The sequence below is a fragment of the Psychrobacter alimentarius genome (genome assembly GCF_001606025.1).
Lineage (GTDB): Bacteria > Pseudomonadota > Gammaproteobacteria > Pseudomonadales > Moraxellaceae > Psychrobacter > Psychrobacter alimentarius.
The window spans coordinates 2,329,143-2,346,309 of sequence record NZ_CP014945.1; the positions used below are offsets into that span (position 1 = coordinate 2,329,143).

15 protein-coding genes are annotated in these 17,167 nt (G+C 43.4%); 6 read left to right on the forward strand and 9 right to left on the reverse strand.

The features are described from left to right. Positions 1-107: 107 nt before the first annotated feature. The 3 genes from A3K91_RS09525 to A3K91_RS09530 all read right to left on the reverse strand — a co-directional run bounded on the left by A3K91_RS09525 (position 108) and on the right by A3K91_RS09530 (position 3,949). A complete protein-coding gene (locus A3K91_RS09525) occupies positions 108-1,715 on the reverse strand; it encodes an inorganic phosphate transporter (RefSeq protein ID WP_062845040.1) in 1,608 nt (535 codons plus the stop codon). Between the two features lie 232 nt (positions 1,716-1,947). Then, positions 1,948-2,076, reverse strand: coding sequence for a hypothetical protein (locus A3K91_RS14295; RefSeq protein WP_257722186.1), 129 nt, complete (start codon positions 2,074-2,076; stop codon positions 1,948-1,950). Positions 2,077-2,278: 202 nt separating this feature from the next. Further along, positions 2,279-3,949 carry an ATPase gene (locus A3K91_RS09530; protein ID WP_062845041.1) on the reverse strand — a complete coding sequence of 557 codons (1,671 nt, stop codon included), beginning with the start codon at positions 3,947-3,949 and terminating at the stop codon, positions 2,279-2,281. A gap of 229 nt (positions 3,950-4,178) precedes the next feature. Here A3K91_RS09530 and A3K91_RS09535 point away from each other — a divergent pair, with 229 nt between their 5' ends. From A3K91_RS09535 to A3K91_RS09555, 5 genes are all read left to right on the forward strand, one after another. Beyond that, the gene (locus A3K91_RS09535) at positions 4,179-4,892 is read left to right on the forward strand and encodes an FFLEELY motif protein (protein WP_062845042.1); all 714 of its coding nucleotides are present in this window, start codon (positions 4,179-4,181) and stop codon (positions 4,890-4,892) included. A 365-nt stretch (positions 4,893-5,257) separates the two neighbouring features. Continuing rightward, positions 5,258-6,145 carry a bifunctional demethylmenaquinone methyltransferase/2-methoxy-6-polyprenyl-1,4-benzoquinol methylase UbiE gene (ubiE, locus tag A3K91_RS09540; protein ID WP_084387396.1) on the forward strand — a complete coding sequence of 296 codons (888 nt, stop codon included), beginning with the start codon at positions 5,258-5,260 and terminating at the stop codon, positions 6,143-6,145. A 110-nt stretch (positions 6,146-6,255) separates the two neighbouring features. After that, positions 6,256-6,951, forward strand: a complete 696-nt coding sequence (locus tag A3K91_RS09545; protein ID WP_062845044.1) for a ubiquinone biosynthesis accessory factor UbiJ — start codon at positions 6,256-6,258, stop codon at positions 6,949-6,951. A gap of 81 nt (positions 6,952-7,032) precedes the next feature. Next, a complete protein-coding gene (locus tag A3K91_RS09550) occupies positions 7,033-8,691 on the forward strand; it encodes an ABC1 kinase family protein (RefSeq protein ID WP_062845045.1) in 1,659 nt (552 codons plus the stop codon). A 232-nt stretch (positions 8,692-8,923) separates the two neighbouring features. Further along, entirely contained in the window at positions 8,924-10,354 is a 1,431-nt protein-coding gene (locus A3K91_RS09555; protein ID WP_084387322.1) for an FAD-binding oxidoreductase, read from the forward strand. 127 nt (positions 10,355-10,481) lie between these two features. On the opposite strand, the gene ruvB is transcribed toward A3K91_RS09555, so the two are convergent. From ruvB to A3K91_RS09580, 5 genes are all read right to left on the reverse strand, one after another. Next, positions 10,482-11,462: a Holliday junction branch migration DNA helicase RuvB gene (gene ruvB, locus A3K91_RS09560; RefSeq protein ID WP_062845046.1), complete on the reverse strand. Its 981-nt coding sequence runs from the start codon at positions 11,460-11,462 to the stop codon at positions 10,482-10,484. A 178-nt stretch (positions 11,463-11,640) separates the two neighbouring features. Beyond that, positions 11,641-12,261, reverse strand: a complete 621-nt coding sequence (gene ruvA / locus A3K91_RS09565; RefSeq protein WP_062845047.1) for a Holliday junction branch migration protein RuvA — start codon at positions 12,259-12,261, stop codon at positions 11,641-11,643. A gap of 73 nt (positions 12,262-12,334) precedes the next feature. After that, positions 12,335-13,372, reverse strand: a complete 1,038-nt coding sequence (gene fba, locus A3K91_RS09570; RefSeq protein WP_062845048.1) for a class II fructose-bisphosphate aldolase — start codon at positions 13,370-13,372, stop codon at positions 12,335-12,337. 442 nt (positions 13,373-13,814) lie between these two features. Beyond that, the gene (locus A3K91_RS09575) at positions 13,815-14,201 is read right to left on the reverse strand and encodes a hypothetical protein (protein WP_062845049.1); all 387 of its coding nucleotides are present in this window, start codon (positions 14,199-14,201) and stop codon (positions 13,815-13,817) included. Positions 14,202-14,460: 259 nt separating this feature from the next. Next, complete coding sequence (locus A3K91_RS09580) at positions 14,461-15,675, reverse strand: phosphoglycerate kinase (RefSeq protein WP_062845050.1); 1,215 nt, start codon at positions 15,673-15,675, stop codon at positions 14,461-14,463. A gap of 462 nt (positions 15,676-16,137) precedes the next feature. Here A3K91_RS09580 and A3K91_RS09585 point away from each other — a divergent pair, with 462 nt between their 5' ends. Next, entirely contained in the window at positions 16,138-16,467 is a 330-nt protein-coding gene (locus A3K91_RS09585) for a TraR/DksA family transcriptional regulator (protein ID WP_062845051.1), read from the forward strand. 10 nt (positions 16,468-16,477) lie between these two features. Here A3K91_RS09585 and A3K91_RS09590 read toward each other — a convergent pair whose 3' ends face one another. Then, positions 16,478-17,146: a thiamine phosphate synthase gene (locus A3K91_RS09590; protein WP_062845052.1), complete on the reverse strand. Its 669-nt coding sequence runs from the start codon at positions 17,144-17,146 to the stop codon at positions 16,478-16,480. Positions 17,147-17,167 lie beyond the last annotated feature (21 nt).

Here is a 17,167-nt window from a genome sequence, read left to right on the forward strand (position 1 = left end):
CAGATATAAAAAACGCCTAGCGATAAGATAGCGCTAGGCGTTTTTTTTGGTCAGTAATCAGCTATTAATCGCTGACATTCATGAGACTTACGTTGTTGAGCGCTGCTTTAGAAAATGCTTCTCAATACCAGATAACTGATGGCAGACATGATAGCTGCAGCAGGTAGCGTAATAATCCACGCCAAGCCAATTGGCTTCATAAGCGCCCAGTTAGTATCTTTATTGACAATACCAATACCAAGTACAGCCCCAACTAGCGTATGCGTGCTCGATACAGGTAGACCCATGGTAGAGGCGCCCATAACAACAGCCGCTGCCGCCAGCTCAGCAGAGAACCCAGAAGCAGGATGCATTTTTGCCAAGTTTGTACCCACCGTTTGAATGACTTCTTTACCGATGAACCAAAGACCCACGATAAGCGCCACACCAAATGTCAACATTACAGCAGGTGGTACAGCGGCTTCTGTAGAAATACTATTGGTACGAATGACATCCATGATAGCAGCAAAAGGACCCACGGCATTAGCGATATCATTAGAGCCATGACTAAAGGCAAAAGCAGAAGCAGTAAAGACCTGCATCCAGCTAAACATAATAAACGTCGCTTTGGTCAAATCTTCTTTATGCTTACCGCGAATGCTCTTGGTATAAATAAAGGTTGCTAACCATACGAGCGCCGCAATCATGCCCATGATTAAAAAACCTTGCAGCGTCGTCATACCACTATTGACGTTTTTAAGACCTTTGAACACGACCAAAGACGTCATTACTGCACCGCCAGCCGCTGCAATGATAGGCACCCATTGCTTGAGTGCTTTTAGCGTATCAAGGCTGCCACGCTCGTTTTCGATTTCATATAGCTGCTTATAATAGTCGGTTTCCAAATCTTCAACAACGCAATCATCATCTTTATAGATTTCCTGATCGCGCAGCATCGCTGACGTATAAGCCAGTTGCTCTGACTCAGTGAGGCCGTCCAAAAACTCTTTATGGTTTTGCTTTAAGGTCTTTTTGTCCCCTTTGAGCACTGCAATGTGTGCCTCTGTTCTATCATTGTATTCAATGATATTTTTCTTGATTTGTCCGTATAAAAGGTAAGAAAAAACGCCACCTAATAAAGGAGATAATACCCAAGAAATAGCAATAGTCCCAACAGTGCCCCAATCTACTGTAGATAGAGCCATATCAGTACCACCTAACGTGATACCTAATACGATTGAGCTACCAATGACACCGCCGATAATGGCGTGAGTGGTTGAAACAGGTAATCCTTTTTTGGTTGCAAACAACAACCAAAATGCGGCAGCGATAAGTGCTGATAACATGACGTAAATAAACTGGTTGGGTGACACTGACAACCCGTCTAAATCGACAATTCCACTTCGAATGGTGTCGGTCACTTCACCACCTGCCAGTACTGCACCAGAGACCTCAAATATCGCTGCTATACCTAAGGCTTGCGGAATCGTCAGTGTTCCTGCACCAACAGAGGTACCAAAGGAGTTAGCGACATCATTACCACCAATATTGAATGCCATAAAGACACCAAAAGCGGTCGCAACAATAAAAAGCGTCATCTGTTGACGCATTGTGTAATCTAGACCCCACCACAAAAAGTAGGCGGTCATCGCAATCAGTAAAATGGCAAAAAATAGATTTATTCTCATAGAGCCAACTGATTTTGCTGGTTCTGTAGAACTGTTGCTAATACCCATACGTTGATACGTCCTGCGTAAGCTGATTGAAATTATATGCGGTTGATGATATTACGCTGTATATCCAGCGATTTTGTTTACTGTTAACATTCGATCTACTTATTTCTCTTACTTAAATCAAAAAGACGAGATAAAGCAAAAAACACATCACCCAATATGTCACAAAGCCGCAAGTAGCGTTGCCAAATCATCTGATTACAGCATCTTGCGGCTTAGATATTTCGTAGTGATACTATTGTAATGGTGCTAATGATACGGTAATTGCGTCTGTTGCAATATTGACCAACACAGTTAGGTCAACCATATCCAGCGATAAGAACATTCTGTCCGATAAGATTGTTTCATGTCTAACAGAAGTCATAACGCGCCTATTATATTAAATATAAGCGCACAATGCATGATGATATTGCGAGATTTGTAACTATCCATGCGTTGTATGGATAATTTCTTTGTTCAATGCTCAATTATACCCTTTTTGCGTGGGCTGTTTCGAGATGAAAAGCCTGACTGTCACGTATACGTAGCGATAAAATCTCAGTTATAGAATAGACATTAAGTAGCTATCATAGGCCGTAGGCTACTGATAGCTGCTTAATCGCGTGATCTAGAACCTCTAAACGCGCTTGACGTTTGTTATTGGTTGCTACCACGCACCATGGAGCATCGGCTGTGTCAGTACGTGCCAGCATATCAGCGGCAGATTGAACATAGTCTGACCATTTATCACGATTGCGCCAATCATCCTCTGTTAATTTAAATTGTTTGTGCGGTGTCTCTTCGCGGGCTTCAAAACGTTTTAGCTGCTCTTTTTTATCAATGGCAAGCCAATATTTGATAACAACTGTGCCCACTGCTGCAAGATCTGCCTCAAAACGATTGATTTCATCATAAGCGCGCTGCCACTCCTCATCAGCGGCGAACCCTTCGACACGTTCAACCAATACGCGCCCGTACCAAGTACGATCAAAAATGGCAATACGACTGATGCGATCGGTTTGCTGATTTGGCAGTTTTGTCCAAAAACGCCATAGATAAGGATGCTCTGTTTCATATAGCATTGGCGCGCCAATATTATAAATTTGATACTCACGAGGATCCAAAGGCGCAACCAATCTTTTGATGGCGCCACCCTTACCCGCCGCATCCATGCCTTCAAATGCAAAAATCACGTGATGACCATTACGAGCGCGAAGCAGTTCGGCAAGACGTGCTTGCTTTGCTGTTAACGCTTTCTGATAGTCAGCTTTCTCTATTTTTGAATTTTCGATATCTTTTAAATACGCAGGTATTTTGACTGGTTCAAACGCTGACTCAAGTGTTTTATCAGATTTTGACTTATGAAGCGTTGATTTATTGGACAGTGATTGCTTTACCTGACTTTTTGTCGTACTTGGCTGACTACTCGTTAGCGCATTTTGCATTGCTTGTAGTACTTCATGACAAAAATGATTGGCCGCTTGAGATTTATTTTTGCCATCTATGATAATCCAATCATCTTGCTGTCGTAGCAGCGTTACGGCTACCTCGTTAAAGGTTTCAATCACTTTTTCATTGTGCCAATCAATTTGATACAAAAACTGTGGGTCTGCTTCTGTATCGTTCAGGCGAGCTTGTAGCATTTCAACGTCGACGTGAAACCAACACTTAAGTAGTTTGGTTTGATTGGCCACTAAGTCTTTTTCAAACGTTTGCAATTTGACAAGTTGCTGCTGAAAATAGGCTTGCCAACCTGCCTTTTTATACTCGTTATCTTCTGATCTTTCATCCGTATCTTTACTTTCTGCTATGGCCATACGCATGGTGTTATAGAGTAAATCTGCATACCAGTTACCAAAATATACCATCACATCACCATGACGCGGCATCATCTTGGTGTGTGCCTGCCAAATCGGTTGATACGCTAGAGGACAGCCACCAACGGTCGCTTCCACCTTTAGTAACCTTGGATCTACCCACTCTCGAAGTTGCTTGACGGCTGTCCCCTTGCCCGCCTGCTCCATCCCATTAACCAGTACCAATATCCCTGTTGGCTTATTGGTGGTGACTGGGGCTCGTTGCCGCGTTGCTCGCAGAGCATATTGAGCAGTAACCAAAGCCAATCTAAGAGTATCTTTGTCCATAGAAAACTGGCTCAAAGGGTTTGGTATTAAACGCTGCTCAATAACGTCTTCACTAAACTGAGCACTGACCGCTTGCGGTATCGCAGCTTCAGTCTTATTATTCTTTTGGCTCATAACTACAATCCCTTTATAATTGAAAGCATGCCAGCTTAATCATAGCACTCGACTCATTCAGTAAATAACGATGCTATGTAACAGTTTGGCATTTGTATTCTGCATTGTTTTCTTTTAAGGTGAACACAATCTTAGATGCGTGCTTTAATAGACAACGATAAGCATAAGAATAACCATCATATGATTGCCATTTTTTATTTCTCTTTAATTTTACGTAGGTTTACTTGTCATGGCAGCTTTAGCCGATTTACAACAGCATTTGGCCCGTTTTTGGGCATTACCTTATCATCAAGACGTGGCATTAAATACCAAACTTGATGAGGTACAAGCTTGGCAACGTGCTCGTATTCAGCACACTCATCAAGCACTGTTTGAGCAGCCGCAGAACCAACTGATGGCAGATTATTTTTTAACCCAACTGTATGGCGGCGATGAGTTTAAATTATTGGCCAAGCAGCTAGAACGTATTGTCCCTAAAGCTCAAAAATTGGAGCGTTTTGCACCAGCAGCTGCTTTAGAAACAGGCAGTATGGCGATACAGGCCGCTATTTTAGCGATAGAATTGGATTTGCATTTAGCGGAGTGGCTCTTGAGTCAAGATTTAGCCGTGAATGAAGACAATATGTTTGCCGCTTATCGTGCTGTCGATGAAGCAGACACTCGACGTGTGCAAATTGGACATTTAAAGGAAGTTTGCTATCGCACAGATAAGTATATTAACTCTTTTATGTTGCAAAAAGCTTTTGCTCTAGCCAAAGGTACTGCCTACCGTTATAACTATCATCCTTTATATGATTTCATCAATGCTGGGTTTGTTGCGATGCGCCCGTTAGATAGTGTTGGCGGATTCATTGAACCGTTTTGTGAGCGCGAGCTTGAAATCATTGACCAAGTTCATGATACGGATAATGGCGGTAAGCCATTAGCGTTTGGTGTATCATAGAGTTTATAACTCGCTGACTTGACAATTACTTTATACCTTTTATAAGAAATCTGCATAAAAACAACCTGCATAAAATACAGTCACAATACTGAATAAAGGACAATGCTATGACCGATACTACCAATAACAATAACGTACCTCATGACCAGACGACGTCTACCAATGGTCACCTCCAAGACAAACTGGTCAAAGACAGCATTGCTCATAATCAAAGCATCAGTGCACAAGCCCAAGCACGACAATCTCCTCCGCCTACCAAGGCCTCTGAGACGGTGAAAAAAGACAGTTCTCACCCATTCGATACCAATGATTTTACCAAAGTACAAGATCTACCAACTGGAGCGCCACAAGGCCAACAAACCACTATGCCAAACAATAATACAAATAATGATAGTTTGAATAAACCTATAAATAATACCGTCAGCAGCAGCGCCAACAATCAAATTCCTAAGCAAACACTGTTTAATCAGCGTGATGACATCAATAACCCGCATACACCTGATACTGATGGCAATGAGGAAACGCATTTCGGCTATAAAACAGTCAACAAGGCAGAAAAACAAGCACGTGTGGCTGATGTCTTTACCTCTGTTGCCAAAAAATACGACATCATGAATGACTTGATGTCTTTTGGTATTCATCGCCTATGGAAACGCTACGCGATCAGCTTATCAGGCGTGCGTTCTGGTCAGCATGTACTTGATATCGCTGGCGGTACGGGTGACTTAGCCAAAGTCTTTAGCCGTGAGGTGGGTAGAAACGGGCACGTTGTATTATCAGATATCAATGCCGCCATGCTAGAAGTAGGTCGTGAGCGCTTAATCAATGCTGGCTGCAACAACGTAGATTTTGTCCTAGCAAATGCTGAAACCTTAGCGCCTTTTGATGATGAGAGTTTTGATTTGGTCACCATCAGCTTTGGTCTACGCAACGTCACCGACAAAGATGCGGCTCTAAAAGCCATGTATCGTGTACTCAAACCAGGCGGTCGATTACTAATCTTAGAATTCTCAAAACCTGTGTTTGAGCCACTGTCGAAAGCATATGATTTGTACTCATTTACCGCATTACCAATGATGGGTAAGATCATTGCCAATGACTCTGAGAGTTATCAATATCTGGCTGAATCCATCCGTATGCATCCTGATCAGCAGACGTTAAAACAAATGATGCAACAGGCTGGATTTGAGAACTGTGATTATCATAATCTAACCGCTGGTATTGTCGCTGTGCATCGTGGTTTTAAAGCGTAATGATAAAAAATTAACAGTAGAATAAAACTGTCAATCTCAACTGGTCGTAACCACTGATTCTATAAACGATGCGTCTTTTACAGGCGCTCAACCAAAGATGCGAGAGCCTTATGCTAACTGTCCTACTTTTGGCGGGTGCCGAAAAGCTAATTAACTTTGCTATTGCAAGTGACGAGATTACCAAAGCTGGATTGGCACCGCTCGCAGGAAAAGTGCTACGACTAAACATGGCTGTGCCTGACATTGACTTAGATATCTTATTCACTCATGATCGGCTGCGGTTCGAGCCTGTGACAACAGAGAGCGTATTTGAACCAAGTGGTCAGATGGATGAACGCCAAAAAGCCAGTATGGAGCGTGCGCGGATGGGTCATAGCCGCCCTGACTGTGTCATCAGCGTTGATAACCCAGCGCAATTACTGAATCTAATGCGCGGTGCTGAAGGCAATTTACCAATTGCTGGTGACTATAAGGTCTTGATGCAACTCAAACAATTGGTGGCAGGCTTTGATCCAGATGTCGCAGCTCAGCTAGAGCCTTTTATTGGTAAACCGATGGCAAGTCAGTTGCATCTGCTGATATCGCAGCTCAAAGGCAGCTGGCGCCATAGTGCCAAACGCGCTTTTGATGATGTGAGTGATTGGGCCAATGACGTCGCAGGTAACCGTGCAGCCGATCCCACTGAGGTGGCAGAAGCGAATGACCTCAAGCAGCAACTGCTAAAGCTGCGTTCTGATATTGAGCGTGAAGAAGCCAGATTGGCTGCTATCAAAAATGAGCAGGCTCAATGGATGAATAATCGATAATTATTACTACTGACTAAGCATTTTCTATAAATAAGTACAGCCCCGTTCTGTTTTCGACTTTCTTTAGAGTACCTATATCACATGCTATTATCTCATCGCGCACGCTTACTAGAGCTTTGGCGTATTGCCGCAACTTACCGTATTGACACGCACCTCTCTGTAGAAGAAGCGCCGCAGCTGCAACCTGTTGCACGGTTAATTCGCTTGCACCCAGCCGCTTGGGGTAAAAAACATCAACCCAATGCCATTAAGTTTGCGCTTGAAGACATGGGTACCCTGTTTTTAAAACTGGGACAACTGCTCTCTACCCGTCGTGATCTGGTACCGCCTGAAATCATTGCGCAGCTGGTACAACTACAAGACAGGGTTAAACCATTTGACTCCAATGTCGCCATTGAGCAAATACAAGATCCCAAACATGGTCTTGGCCAAAGTATCGGGACGTTGTTTGCCCGTTTCGATGTCAAACCCTTAGCGGCCGCCTCAATCGCTCAGGTGCACACCGCTGCTTTGCATGATGGGCGCGAAGTAGTTATCAAGGTGGTGCGTCCCGATATTCGTACGACCATCGTTGATGACTTTGAGCTATTACGTGAGCTTGCCAATTGGGCATCCGCGCGTATTGAAGCAGCACGGGCGATACATATTATCGATATTGTCGAAGATTACCGTCAAGTCATGCTCAACGAGCTAGATTTGACGCTTGAAGCAGACAATACCACGCAAATGCGTAACAACTTCTTAGGCTCGGCATTGATGTATGTGCCTGAAGTCTACGATGCTGCCAAAAATGTGATAGTAATGGAACGTATTCAAGGTGTTCCTATCTCACAAGTAGAAGTTTTTGATAAGCTTGGTTATGACCGTGCCGCACTGGCAGAAAAAGGCTTAACCATATTTTTTACTCAAGTCTTTCGTGACAATTTTTTTCATGCCGATATGCATCCGGGCAATGTTTTTGTAGAAACACCCCCTGTGAAAACACTCAGTACTGATATGTCAGCAGTAGACTTAGGTCATGAGCCGCGCTATATCGGACTCGATTGCGCCATTATGGGCACCTTGTCAAAAGACGATCAACTGATCGTAGCGCGTATGTTATTGGCAGTCATGAATAACAACTTTACGGCAATGGTCGATATTGTCAGCCGTGCTGGCTGGATACCGCCCAATACCGATAAGCATGCATTGATGCGCGATATGAAACGCACAGTCGGTCCAATGCTACAAAAATCCATTAATGACATCGATTTTGCGGGTGTATTGATGCAGATTTTGGACATTGCGCGTCGCCATCATATGAGTATTCCACCACAGTTAATGCTGCTCCTTAAAACCTTAGTTCATGTGGAAGGACTTGGGCGCGATCTCTATCCTGATCTTGATATTTGGTCACTTGCCAAACCTATTTTAAGCAGCTGGATTAAAGAACAACTAGACCCTATGCGTAACTTGCAACAGCTAAGAGCACAGTTGCCAGAGCTTTTGTTATCCACCACTGATATTCCTAAATTACTCGATCAAGGATTACAAAGTCTGGCCTCACAAGGCTCACGTCAAGACAGTCAACTGCGAGAAATACAGCAAATACGGGCTGATATGCTCAATGATCGCCGCCGTGACTGGATAACACTGGCAGGATTTGCGGTGTTTATTGCGATTGCAACACAAGTTGGATGGTTTGCACCACTCTTTTATTTGTTGGCACTCTTAATGGTGGTTTGGCGTATTCTAGCTTAGTTTATTGATACTATTTACGGCGACAATATTTTACGACGATAGTACTTTATGACAATGGTATTCGTGAATTGTTATGACTTCACGATATTTTATAATAAACGCTCCTTCCGTTTGAGTGTGGTTTCTACCTCTTCGTTTGCTTGTCTTTCAAACAAAATATAAAGTAAGTGATCACGCAGCTTTATATTTTGTTTGCTTGGCTGAAAATACCTTTTACATGTAGGAGCCAGTCATGTCTTCTCTACCAAACTCTATTATGAACGACAGTATGAAACCAGATTATAGTACTGCGATTGCTGATTTAAAAATCCGCTTCGGTCAACAGCTCAGTACCAATACAGCAGTATGTGAGCAACACGGTCATACCATGACATGGCTTGCCAATCAGCCGCCCGATGCCGTATTGACTGTACAGGATAAACATGACGTCGCTGCTGCGGTAGAGATTTGCAATCAACACCATATGCCAGTGATTGCCTTTGGTATTGGCTCTTCTTTAGAAGGTCAATTAAATGCACCTTTTGGTGGACTTTGCATCGATATGCATGCCATGGATGCTATTTTGCAGGTCAACAATGAGGATTTGACCGTTACTGTACAGCCAGGCGTGACACGTGAACAATTGAATCATTACTTACGTGATACTGGATTATTTTTTCCGATAGACCCTGGTGCTAATGCCAGTATTGGCGGCATGGTTGCCACTCGCGCGTCAGGTACCAATGCTGTACGTTATGGCACCATGAAAGACGTGGTACTTGCTTTAGAGGTGGTCACGGCAAATGGCGACATTGTGCGAACAGGGACACGCGCCAAAAAATCAGCGGCCGGTTATGACTTAACGCGATTGATGATAGGTTCAGAAGGAACGCTTGGTATTGTCACAGAGATTACGCTCAAACTATTTGGCATCAGTGAGTGTATTGGCAGCGGCATTTGTCATTTTCCAACCATTGAAGACGCCTGCCAAGCCGTGATGCTGACCATTCAAATGTGCTTGCCTATTGCTCGTATTGAGCTGCTTGATGCCTTGCAAATCAAAGCCTGTAATCAGTACGATAATCTGAGTCTGACCGAAACTCCAACGTTATTTGTAGAGTTTCATGGCACAGAAGCAAGTGTTCAAGAGCAAGCGCAAATATTTACGGAGATCATCGAAGAGTTTGGTGGTAAAGATTTTTCTTGGGACACCAATGAAGCCGAGCGCAAACGTCTTTGGCAAGCACGGCACAATGCTTATCATGCCAGTTCTGCTCTGAGACCTAAAGCCAGTGCCTTATCTACCGATGCTTGCGTGCCTATCTCACGTCTAGCTGAGTGCGTCAGTGAGACGGCAAAGGATATCGAAGCATCTGGTATGATTGGGCCTATCGTGGGGCACGTCGGTGATGGTAATTTCCATGTTCTGTTACTGGTCGATACGGATAATCCTACAGAAATAGCAACAGCTGAAGATATTATAGGTCGACTCGCCAAGCGTGCTATTGAGATGGATGGCACCTGTACAGGTGAGCACGGCATTGGTCAAGGCAAACAAAAATATATGCAGCAAGAGCATGGAAACGCTTTGGTGCTAATGCAAGCAATTAAGGCTGCCCTTGATCCCAACAATATCTTAAATCCAGGTAAGATTTGGCCCCACCCTATATCTGCTTCTGCCTAAATAACTCTTATCCCAATAAAAAATGCGTGTGCTATTGATAGAAGCACGCGCATTTTTTACCAACACTTTAACCTTATTGCCACTGCAGTATATAAACACATCATTTGTCATTTTTTACAGTGCAGTACTATAACATCTGGTCAATGGCCATTTGAGTCAATACACGTCCACGAGCGGTACGCAGTACATATCCTTGTTGAATGAGATAAGGTTCAATCACATCTTCAAGCGTACCGCGGTCTTCCGCCATGGCTGCTGCGACGGCTTCTACGCCCGCAGGTCCCCCATCAAAACGCTCGTGCAGTATTTCAATATAACGTCTGTCTAAATGATCAAGACCACGTCTATCAACCGCTAGCATATCCAGCGCACTACCCGCTATTGCCCCGTTGATGCTACCATCACCTTTAACTTCGGCATAATCACGCACACGGCGTAACAGGCGATTGGCAATCCTAGGAGTACCACGAGCACGACGAGCAATCTCAATCGCACCGTCTTCACTCATTGGTACACGCATGAGACGAGCTGCCCGACTGACAATCGTTGTCAGATCAGCAATATTATAAAACTCAAGACGCTGAACAATACCAAAGCGATCACGTAAAGGCGATGTCAATAACCCTGCCCTTGTCGTCGCTGCAACCAATGTAAAAGGAGGTAAATCAAGCTTAATAGAGCGTGCAGCAGGCCCTTCACCAATCATAATATCAAGTTGAAAATCTTCCATGGCTGGATAAAGTATCTCTTCAATCACCGAACTTAAGCGGTGAATCTCATCGATAAATAACACATCACCTGCTTCTAAATTGGTCAACATCGCTGCCAAATCACCTGGTCGCTCAAGGACAGGGCCTGAAGTCGAACGCAGATTGCCACCCATTTCACGAGCGATGATATTGGCAAGCGTCGTTTTACCCAAACCTGGTGGACCAAAAATCAACGTATGATCCAGCGCCTCATCACGACCTCGTGCAGCACCAATAAAAACTTCCATTTGCTCACGTACAACCGGCTGACCAATATACTCTGCCAGTAATGCTGGGCGAATATTGGCGTCTGGAGCATCGCTGGCTCCTTCTAGCGGATTAATTAAACGATCTTGCATCATAAGTTCTATCATTATATTAAAAAAATTGAGTACCAAATAGCATAACCAAACGCTACGAATAAGTCATGCTAAACCTCATAAAACCCTTACCAGAACGAAAATAAGCGACATCTAATGTCGCTTATTGTTTTGATACTTATTAATGATGGCTTTTGTCAAATCAAATTTGGGAACATCAAAAGCCGGAGAGCTGTTTTAACGTGGCCTTTAGAAGTCCTTGAGTATCAGCGAACACATCGCCATTACTTTTTGCCGCTTTGATGGCTTGCTGAGCTTCTCTTTCCTTATAACCCAAGCTGATCAATGCGCCTTCTACCTCAGCGACGATACTGCCTTCGTGAGACACAACTATAGGCTGATGTGTAAACTCTAGAGAGGTATTATCAACTTCGATGTTTTTAAGCTTGTCTTTGAGTTCGATCAGTAGGCGTTGTGCTGTTTTTTTACCAATACCTGGGATACGAGTCAAGGCTGTCTCTGACTCTTGTTCCACATGCATCTTCAGTTCAGCAGCTGACATCGCAGACAACATGGCTAACGCCATTTTTGCTCCTACGCCATTGATTTTAATCAACTGACGAAAGACATCGCGCTCTTTACGATCAATAAAACCGTAAAGCAGTTGCGCATCTTCACGCACATGAAAATGCGTCCAAATACTGGCCTGCTCATTGAGATGCAATTGACAGAATGACGGTAATGGCAGCTCGATATCATAACCCACACCAGAGGTCGTCATGATACAAACCATGGGTGCCATCAGATACTGCACCTGTCCGGTAATCAATCCAATCATCACTACTACCTCTTATAGGGGCTGCCATGAGCATGCCATATTATCGTCAATAACCAGCTTTTCTTGGTCTGAATTACTGATAAAAATTAACCATACCTTCAAGGCTGATCGGGCGAATCTTATGGGCTTGACCTGCTGAACCAAATGCTTCAAAACGATTGGTACAGATATCAGACATGGCTACCATAGAGGCTTTGAAGTATTTGCGTGGATCAAATTCACTTGGATTTTCTGCAAGGAATTTACGAATAGCACCAGTTGACGCCAAACGCAAATCGGTGTCGATATTCACTTTACGTACGCCATGCTTAATCGCTTCTACGATTTGTTCAACAGGTACGCCATAAGTTTCGCCGATATCACCGCCATTTTCATTGATCACTTTTAGCCACTCTTGTGGCACTGACGATGAGCCATGCATCACAAGGTGAGTATTCGGAATACGGACATGGATTTCTTTTACGCGCTCAATAGATAAAATATCGCCTGTTGGTGGGCGCGTGAACTTGTAAGCGCCATGACTGGTACCAATAGCAATGGCCAGTGCGTCGACATTGGTATCTTTAACAAATTGTTCCGCTTCGTCAGCACTGGTCAATAGCTGATCGTGCTCCAATACGCCTTCTGCGCCAGAGCCGTCTTCTTCGCCTGCCATACCTGTTTCAAGACTTCCCAAACAGCCAATCTCGCCTTCTACGGAAACGCCACAAGCATGTGCCATCTTAACTACTTCACGGGTAACACTGGCATTATAATCATAATCCATCGGCGTTTTACCGTCTTCACCAAGCGAGCCATCCATCATCACGGATGAAAAACCAAGTTGAATTGAACGTTGGCAAATAGCAGGAGACATACCGTGATCCTGATGCATGACCACTGGTATATGTGGCCATTCTTCGATAGCTGCGATAATCAGATGACGCAAAAATGCGGATCCTGCATAGTTACGGGCACCAGCACTGGCTTGGACAATGACAGGTGAGTCACAAGCATCCGCAGCCATCATGATTGCACGCATCTGCTCTAAATTATTGACATTAAAGGCAGGCACACCATAGTTATGTTCAGCAGCATGATCTAGAAGTTGACGCAAGGATATTAAAGCCATAAAACGCTCTCTGATTAAATTTTGAATAATGAATTAAAAACAACTTTTCAAACAACCGCTTTTGGAATAAAACGTGAGAATCACTAACCCGAAACCTTTGACGTGATAACGATTAACGCGTGATAAGTCACGCACAGTTATCCTTCGTCTTTAGAATAAGCAATACAGGGGCATTAGTGCGCGACAATTATAGCAAAAAATGCGCGGTCTTCGTAGCCGTTGCCACACTATTTGTTTATCTATCTATTTGCAGATTTAGCTTTTGTTGTGCACAAGTCTTGCACTTAACGACAATAAATGAAATTAAAAATTGGCAATGCAAAAAGCCTTGGTAATTACCAAGGCTTTTCTAGTATTTTGAGGGCTTATAAAGAAATGAACGACCTTTATTGTGCTTTAGCGAATCATAGATCTGCGACTTGCTTGGTCATTCATTAAATGCTTAGTACTGCTGCTCTGCTTCTACTGCGTTTTCACTGGCTTTATTCTCAACAGCAGATGCGCCATCGGCAACCACTTCAGCAGTATTGGCAACGGCTTCATTTGCGCCTACCACAACCGCTTCACCAGTATTTGCTAGTGCATCGGTAGCATCAGCACCAGCAGTTTCAGCGCCTTCAGCAACTTCAGCACCTGCATCTTGTGCAGCAACTTCAGCTTCAGCAGCTGTTTCTTGAGTTTCAGCAGCAGCAGCGTCAGCGTTTGCAGCGGTATCATCACCAGCAGACTCAACAGCAGCTTCAGCATTGTCTTCTGTTTGTTGGCTACAAGCAGTAACTGCGAAAGTACCAGCCAATACGCTAGCAAGTAATAAATGACGTTTTAACATAATAAACCTCTCATCAATAAAGCATGTCAAAATACATGGTTGCGCTATTTTATAGAGCACAAATGAGACATGCAATCATAATTTTCATTATAGAAACAAATAATTACTACTTAATAATAATCAATGACCAGCCACTTCCAAAACGCTTACTAATAAATTTTAAAATCAGCTTGTCACCACATTATTTTTATAGCCTAACTTAGATACTTACCACCAACTGTACATCTAATGTTAATAAATCAAGAAATCCGTTAAAGGATTATACTGCGATTTGCAACGCTTCTACGGCTGGGAGTACTTTGCCTTCTACAAATTCTAGAAAAGCACCACCACCTGTAGACATATAACTTACCCCATCGGCTATCTGATATTTATCAATGGCTGCTAAGGTATCACCGCCGCCTGCAATTGAGAAAGCGGCACTGTCTTTTACCGCTGAGGCTAGAATTCGCGTACCATTGCCAAAAGCATCTACTTCGAAAACACCTACCGGCCCGTTCCATAAAATGGTTTTCGCATTGATAACTGCTTCAGCAAGCTGAGTGGCGCTTTCTGGTGCAATATCCAATATCATATCGTTATCGCCAATCATATCGACCGACTTAATAGTGGCGGTTGCCTTTTGTAATGAGCCAGTGAAATCATCGAAATCAATCTCATTTTTATCGGCGACGACCACGTACTCTGGCAATAAAATGTCAGTTTTAGTCATGATCTCACGAGCAGTATCAACCAAATCCGCTTCGTAGAGAGAAGCGCCAACACTATGACCTTGAGCGGCTAAGAAAGTATTGGCAATGCCACCACCGACGATGATTTGTGAGCAAACTTCTGCCAAACTGTGCAAAACCTCTAGCTTTGTAGATACTTTTGATCCACCGACGATAGCCAACATCGGCTGCGCGGGCGTTTCAAGCGCTAGGCTCAACGCATCAAGTTCAGCTGCCAATAGTGGGCCTGCACACACGGTTTTGTCGGCTTGGCGCATGGCTTGGGTGACACCTTCTGTTGATGCTTGCGCACGGTGCGCGGTACCAAATGCATCCATTACGAATACATCGCATAAATTGGCGTATTTTTTGGCCAAAGTGGCATCGTTCTTCTTTTCACCTGCATTAAAGCGCACGTTTTCGAGTAGTACGACTTCGCCAGCTTTAATAGACACGCCTTGCGTTAGATAATCGCGATTGAGACTAACGGGCGTCGATAACTGTGATCCAAGTTTGTCTGTCAAATAATCTGCCACGGGTGCCAATGAATAGATCGTTTCAGGCGTGCCTTCGGTTGGACGCCCTAAGTGTGAACAAACAATAACAGCAGCGCCTTTTTCTAATGCCAATTTGATGGTAGGCAAACTTGCTTGCAGGCGTGCATCACTCGTGACTTTACCATCTTTAATGGGTACATTTAAGTCTTCTCGAATCAACACTACTTTATCCGTTAAGCTCAGCTCACTCATGCGCAAAAAATTCATTACCTGCTCCTATACATCAATCTATCGATTAATCTGTCTATTGAAAAACTAAGGTGACTATCATTACTAAAGTGTTTTTGTGAAAGGTGCTTATCAGCGCTTATTTCTTACATTCATATTACCCGCTGATTTCGCAAATTCTGTAGATTCTATCAATTTGTTTTTAGACTTTTTATCGCTCATATCTATGCTTATTTTATCCCTTTATTAAAGGGGCTAAACCAGCAAGAATTGACGGCGATGTATTCTACCAGTTTTCTGTCAAGAGCCATAAAAAAACGTGCAGTAAACTGAAACCTCATTAGTTTTTGTACCAGCCCTGTATGCAAGTTATGTAGACAAAAAAGTCATAAAAGTTTAAACGTCTCTTTAATCATCCGTAACATTTCGTGGTGGTAGTTGCCGATAAAGCCCTTTATGCTAGGCGTGTAAATAATAAAAACAACCTATTAGGAAATTACTATGAGTATTGACTTAAACCATGCTAAAGAAAGTTTACTAACCTTAAAAGAAGAGTATGAGACTCGAATTGATAAAATTGAAGATCACATTCAAAACCCACAAGATGATCTCAATGAACATTGGGAAGATCAGGCAATTTCTTATCGCCAAAACGATATGCGTCAAAACCTTAAGAGCGAGGCACGCCAAAGTCTAATCTATGTCGAAAATGCCTTAAGCCGTATTGAAAACGGCACTTATGGTGAATGTGAAGTATGCGGAGAGCCAATCGAAGCACAACGTTTGGAAGCCTTGCCTTACGCGACTCTATGCATGGAGCATGCCGCTTAAGCTCAAACTATCATACTGCAGGCGTTTTCCAATTCGAAAATGCTTGCTGCCATTGCTGACAACGATTAGCAATTTGCGCCACAGACAAATCCATCACATCTCCCACGACCGCTACATAAGTGATTGGCAGACCTGTTAGCTCTGACACATTTTCTGCCGTTAGACCGCCTATGACGCATATCTTTATATCCTCTTGACAGCCATCAGTTAGATGCTGACGAGAAATAATATTGGCGTTTGGTTTGGTTGTAGAAGTGAATATTGCGCCCATTGCTGCATAAGTTGCGCCATCGTTTTGCGCTTCCTTAACAAGAGCTACATCACCATGGCAAGTACGACCAATGACTTGGTTTGGAGCCAATTGCCGTTTGGCATCATCGATATTGCCATCTTGCTGACCAAGATGTACCCCAACGCCAAGTGCTGCCGCTAATTCAATGTCATCATTGATCACAACTGGTACGTTATAGGCGCGAGCCAAATCAACAATCTTAGAAGCTTCTTCATAGAGCCTCAACTTGCCATTTGGCAATTGCAATACCTGTTTGCGCCGAACCTGTAATAATCCGATAAGGCCTGTTGCCAGCGCTGCTTCTAACTTCTGATAGAGAAGCTCAAATTCATCGTCGTTGGTCAGTAGATACAGCTTTGGTATAGTAGAAATGATTGATTGGGTCATATAATTTATCCTTAATCTCAG

Excerpts from the sequence above, each read along its gene's own strand:
- A3K91_RS09525 (WP_062845040.1), bottom strand. The coding sequence starts at position 1,715 with ATGGGTATTAGCAACAGTTCTACAGAACCAGCAAAATCAGTTGGCTCT.
- A3K91_RS14295 (WP_257722186.1), bottom strand. The coding sequence starts at position 2,076 with ATGACTTCTGTTAGACATGAAACAATCTTATCGGACAGAATGTTCTTA.
- A3K91_RS09530 (WP_062845041.1), bottom strand. The coding sequence starts at position 3,949 with ATGAGCCAAAAGAATAATAAGACTGAAGCTGCGATACCGCAAGCGGTC.
- A3K91_RS09535 (WP_062845042.1), top strand. The coding sequence starts at position 4,179 with ATGGCAGCTTTAGCCGATTTACAACAGCATTTGGCCCGTTTTTGGGCA.
- ubiE (WP_084387396.1), top strand. The coding sequence starts at position 5,258 with ATGCCAAACAATAATACAAATAATGATAGTTTGAATAAACCTATAAAT.
- A3K91_RS09545 (WP_062845044.1), top strand. The coding sequence starts at position 6,256 with ATGCTAACTGTCCTACTTTTGGCGGGTGCCGAAAAGCTAATTAACTTT.
- A3K91_RS09550 (WP_062845045.1), top strand. The coding sequence starts at position 7,033 with ATGCTATTATCTCATCGCGCACGCTTACTAGAGCTTTGGCGTATTGCC.
- A3K91_RS09555 (WP_084387322.1), top strand. The coding sequence starts at position 8,924 with ATGTCTTCTCTACCAAACTCTATTATGAACGACAGTATGAAACCAGAT.
- ruvB (WP_062845046.1), bottom strand. The coding sequence starts at position 11,462 with ATGCAAGATCGTTTAATTAATCCGCTAGAAGGAGCCAGCGATGCTCCA.
- ruvA (WP_062845047.1), bottom strand. The coding sequence starts at position 12,261 with ATGATTGGATTGATTACCGGACAGGTGCAGTATCTGATGGCACCCATG.
- fba (WP_062845048.1), bottom strand. The coding sequence starts at position 13,372 with ATGGCTTTAATATCCTTGCGTCAACTTCTAGATCATGCTGCTGAACAT.
- A3K91_RS09575 (WP_062845049.1), bottom strand. The coding sequence starts at position 14,201 with ATGTTAAAACGTCATTTATTACTTGCTAGCGTATTGGCTGGTACTTTC.
- A3K91_RS09580 (WP_062845050.1), bottom strand. The coding sequence starts at position 15,675 with ATGAATTTTTTGCGCATGAGTGAGCTGAGCTTAACGGATAAAGTAGTG.
- A3K91_RS09585 (WP_062845051.1), top strand. The coding sequence starts at position 16,138 with ATGAGTATTGACTTAAACCATGCTAAAGAAAGTTTACTAACCTTAAAA.
- A3K91_RS09590 (WP_062845052.1), bottom strand. The coding sequence starts at position 17,146 with ATGACCCAATCAATCATTTCTACTATACCAAAGCTGTATCTACTGACC.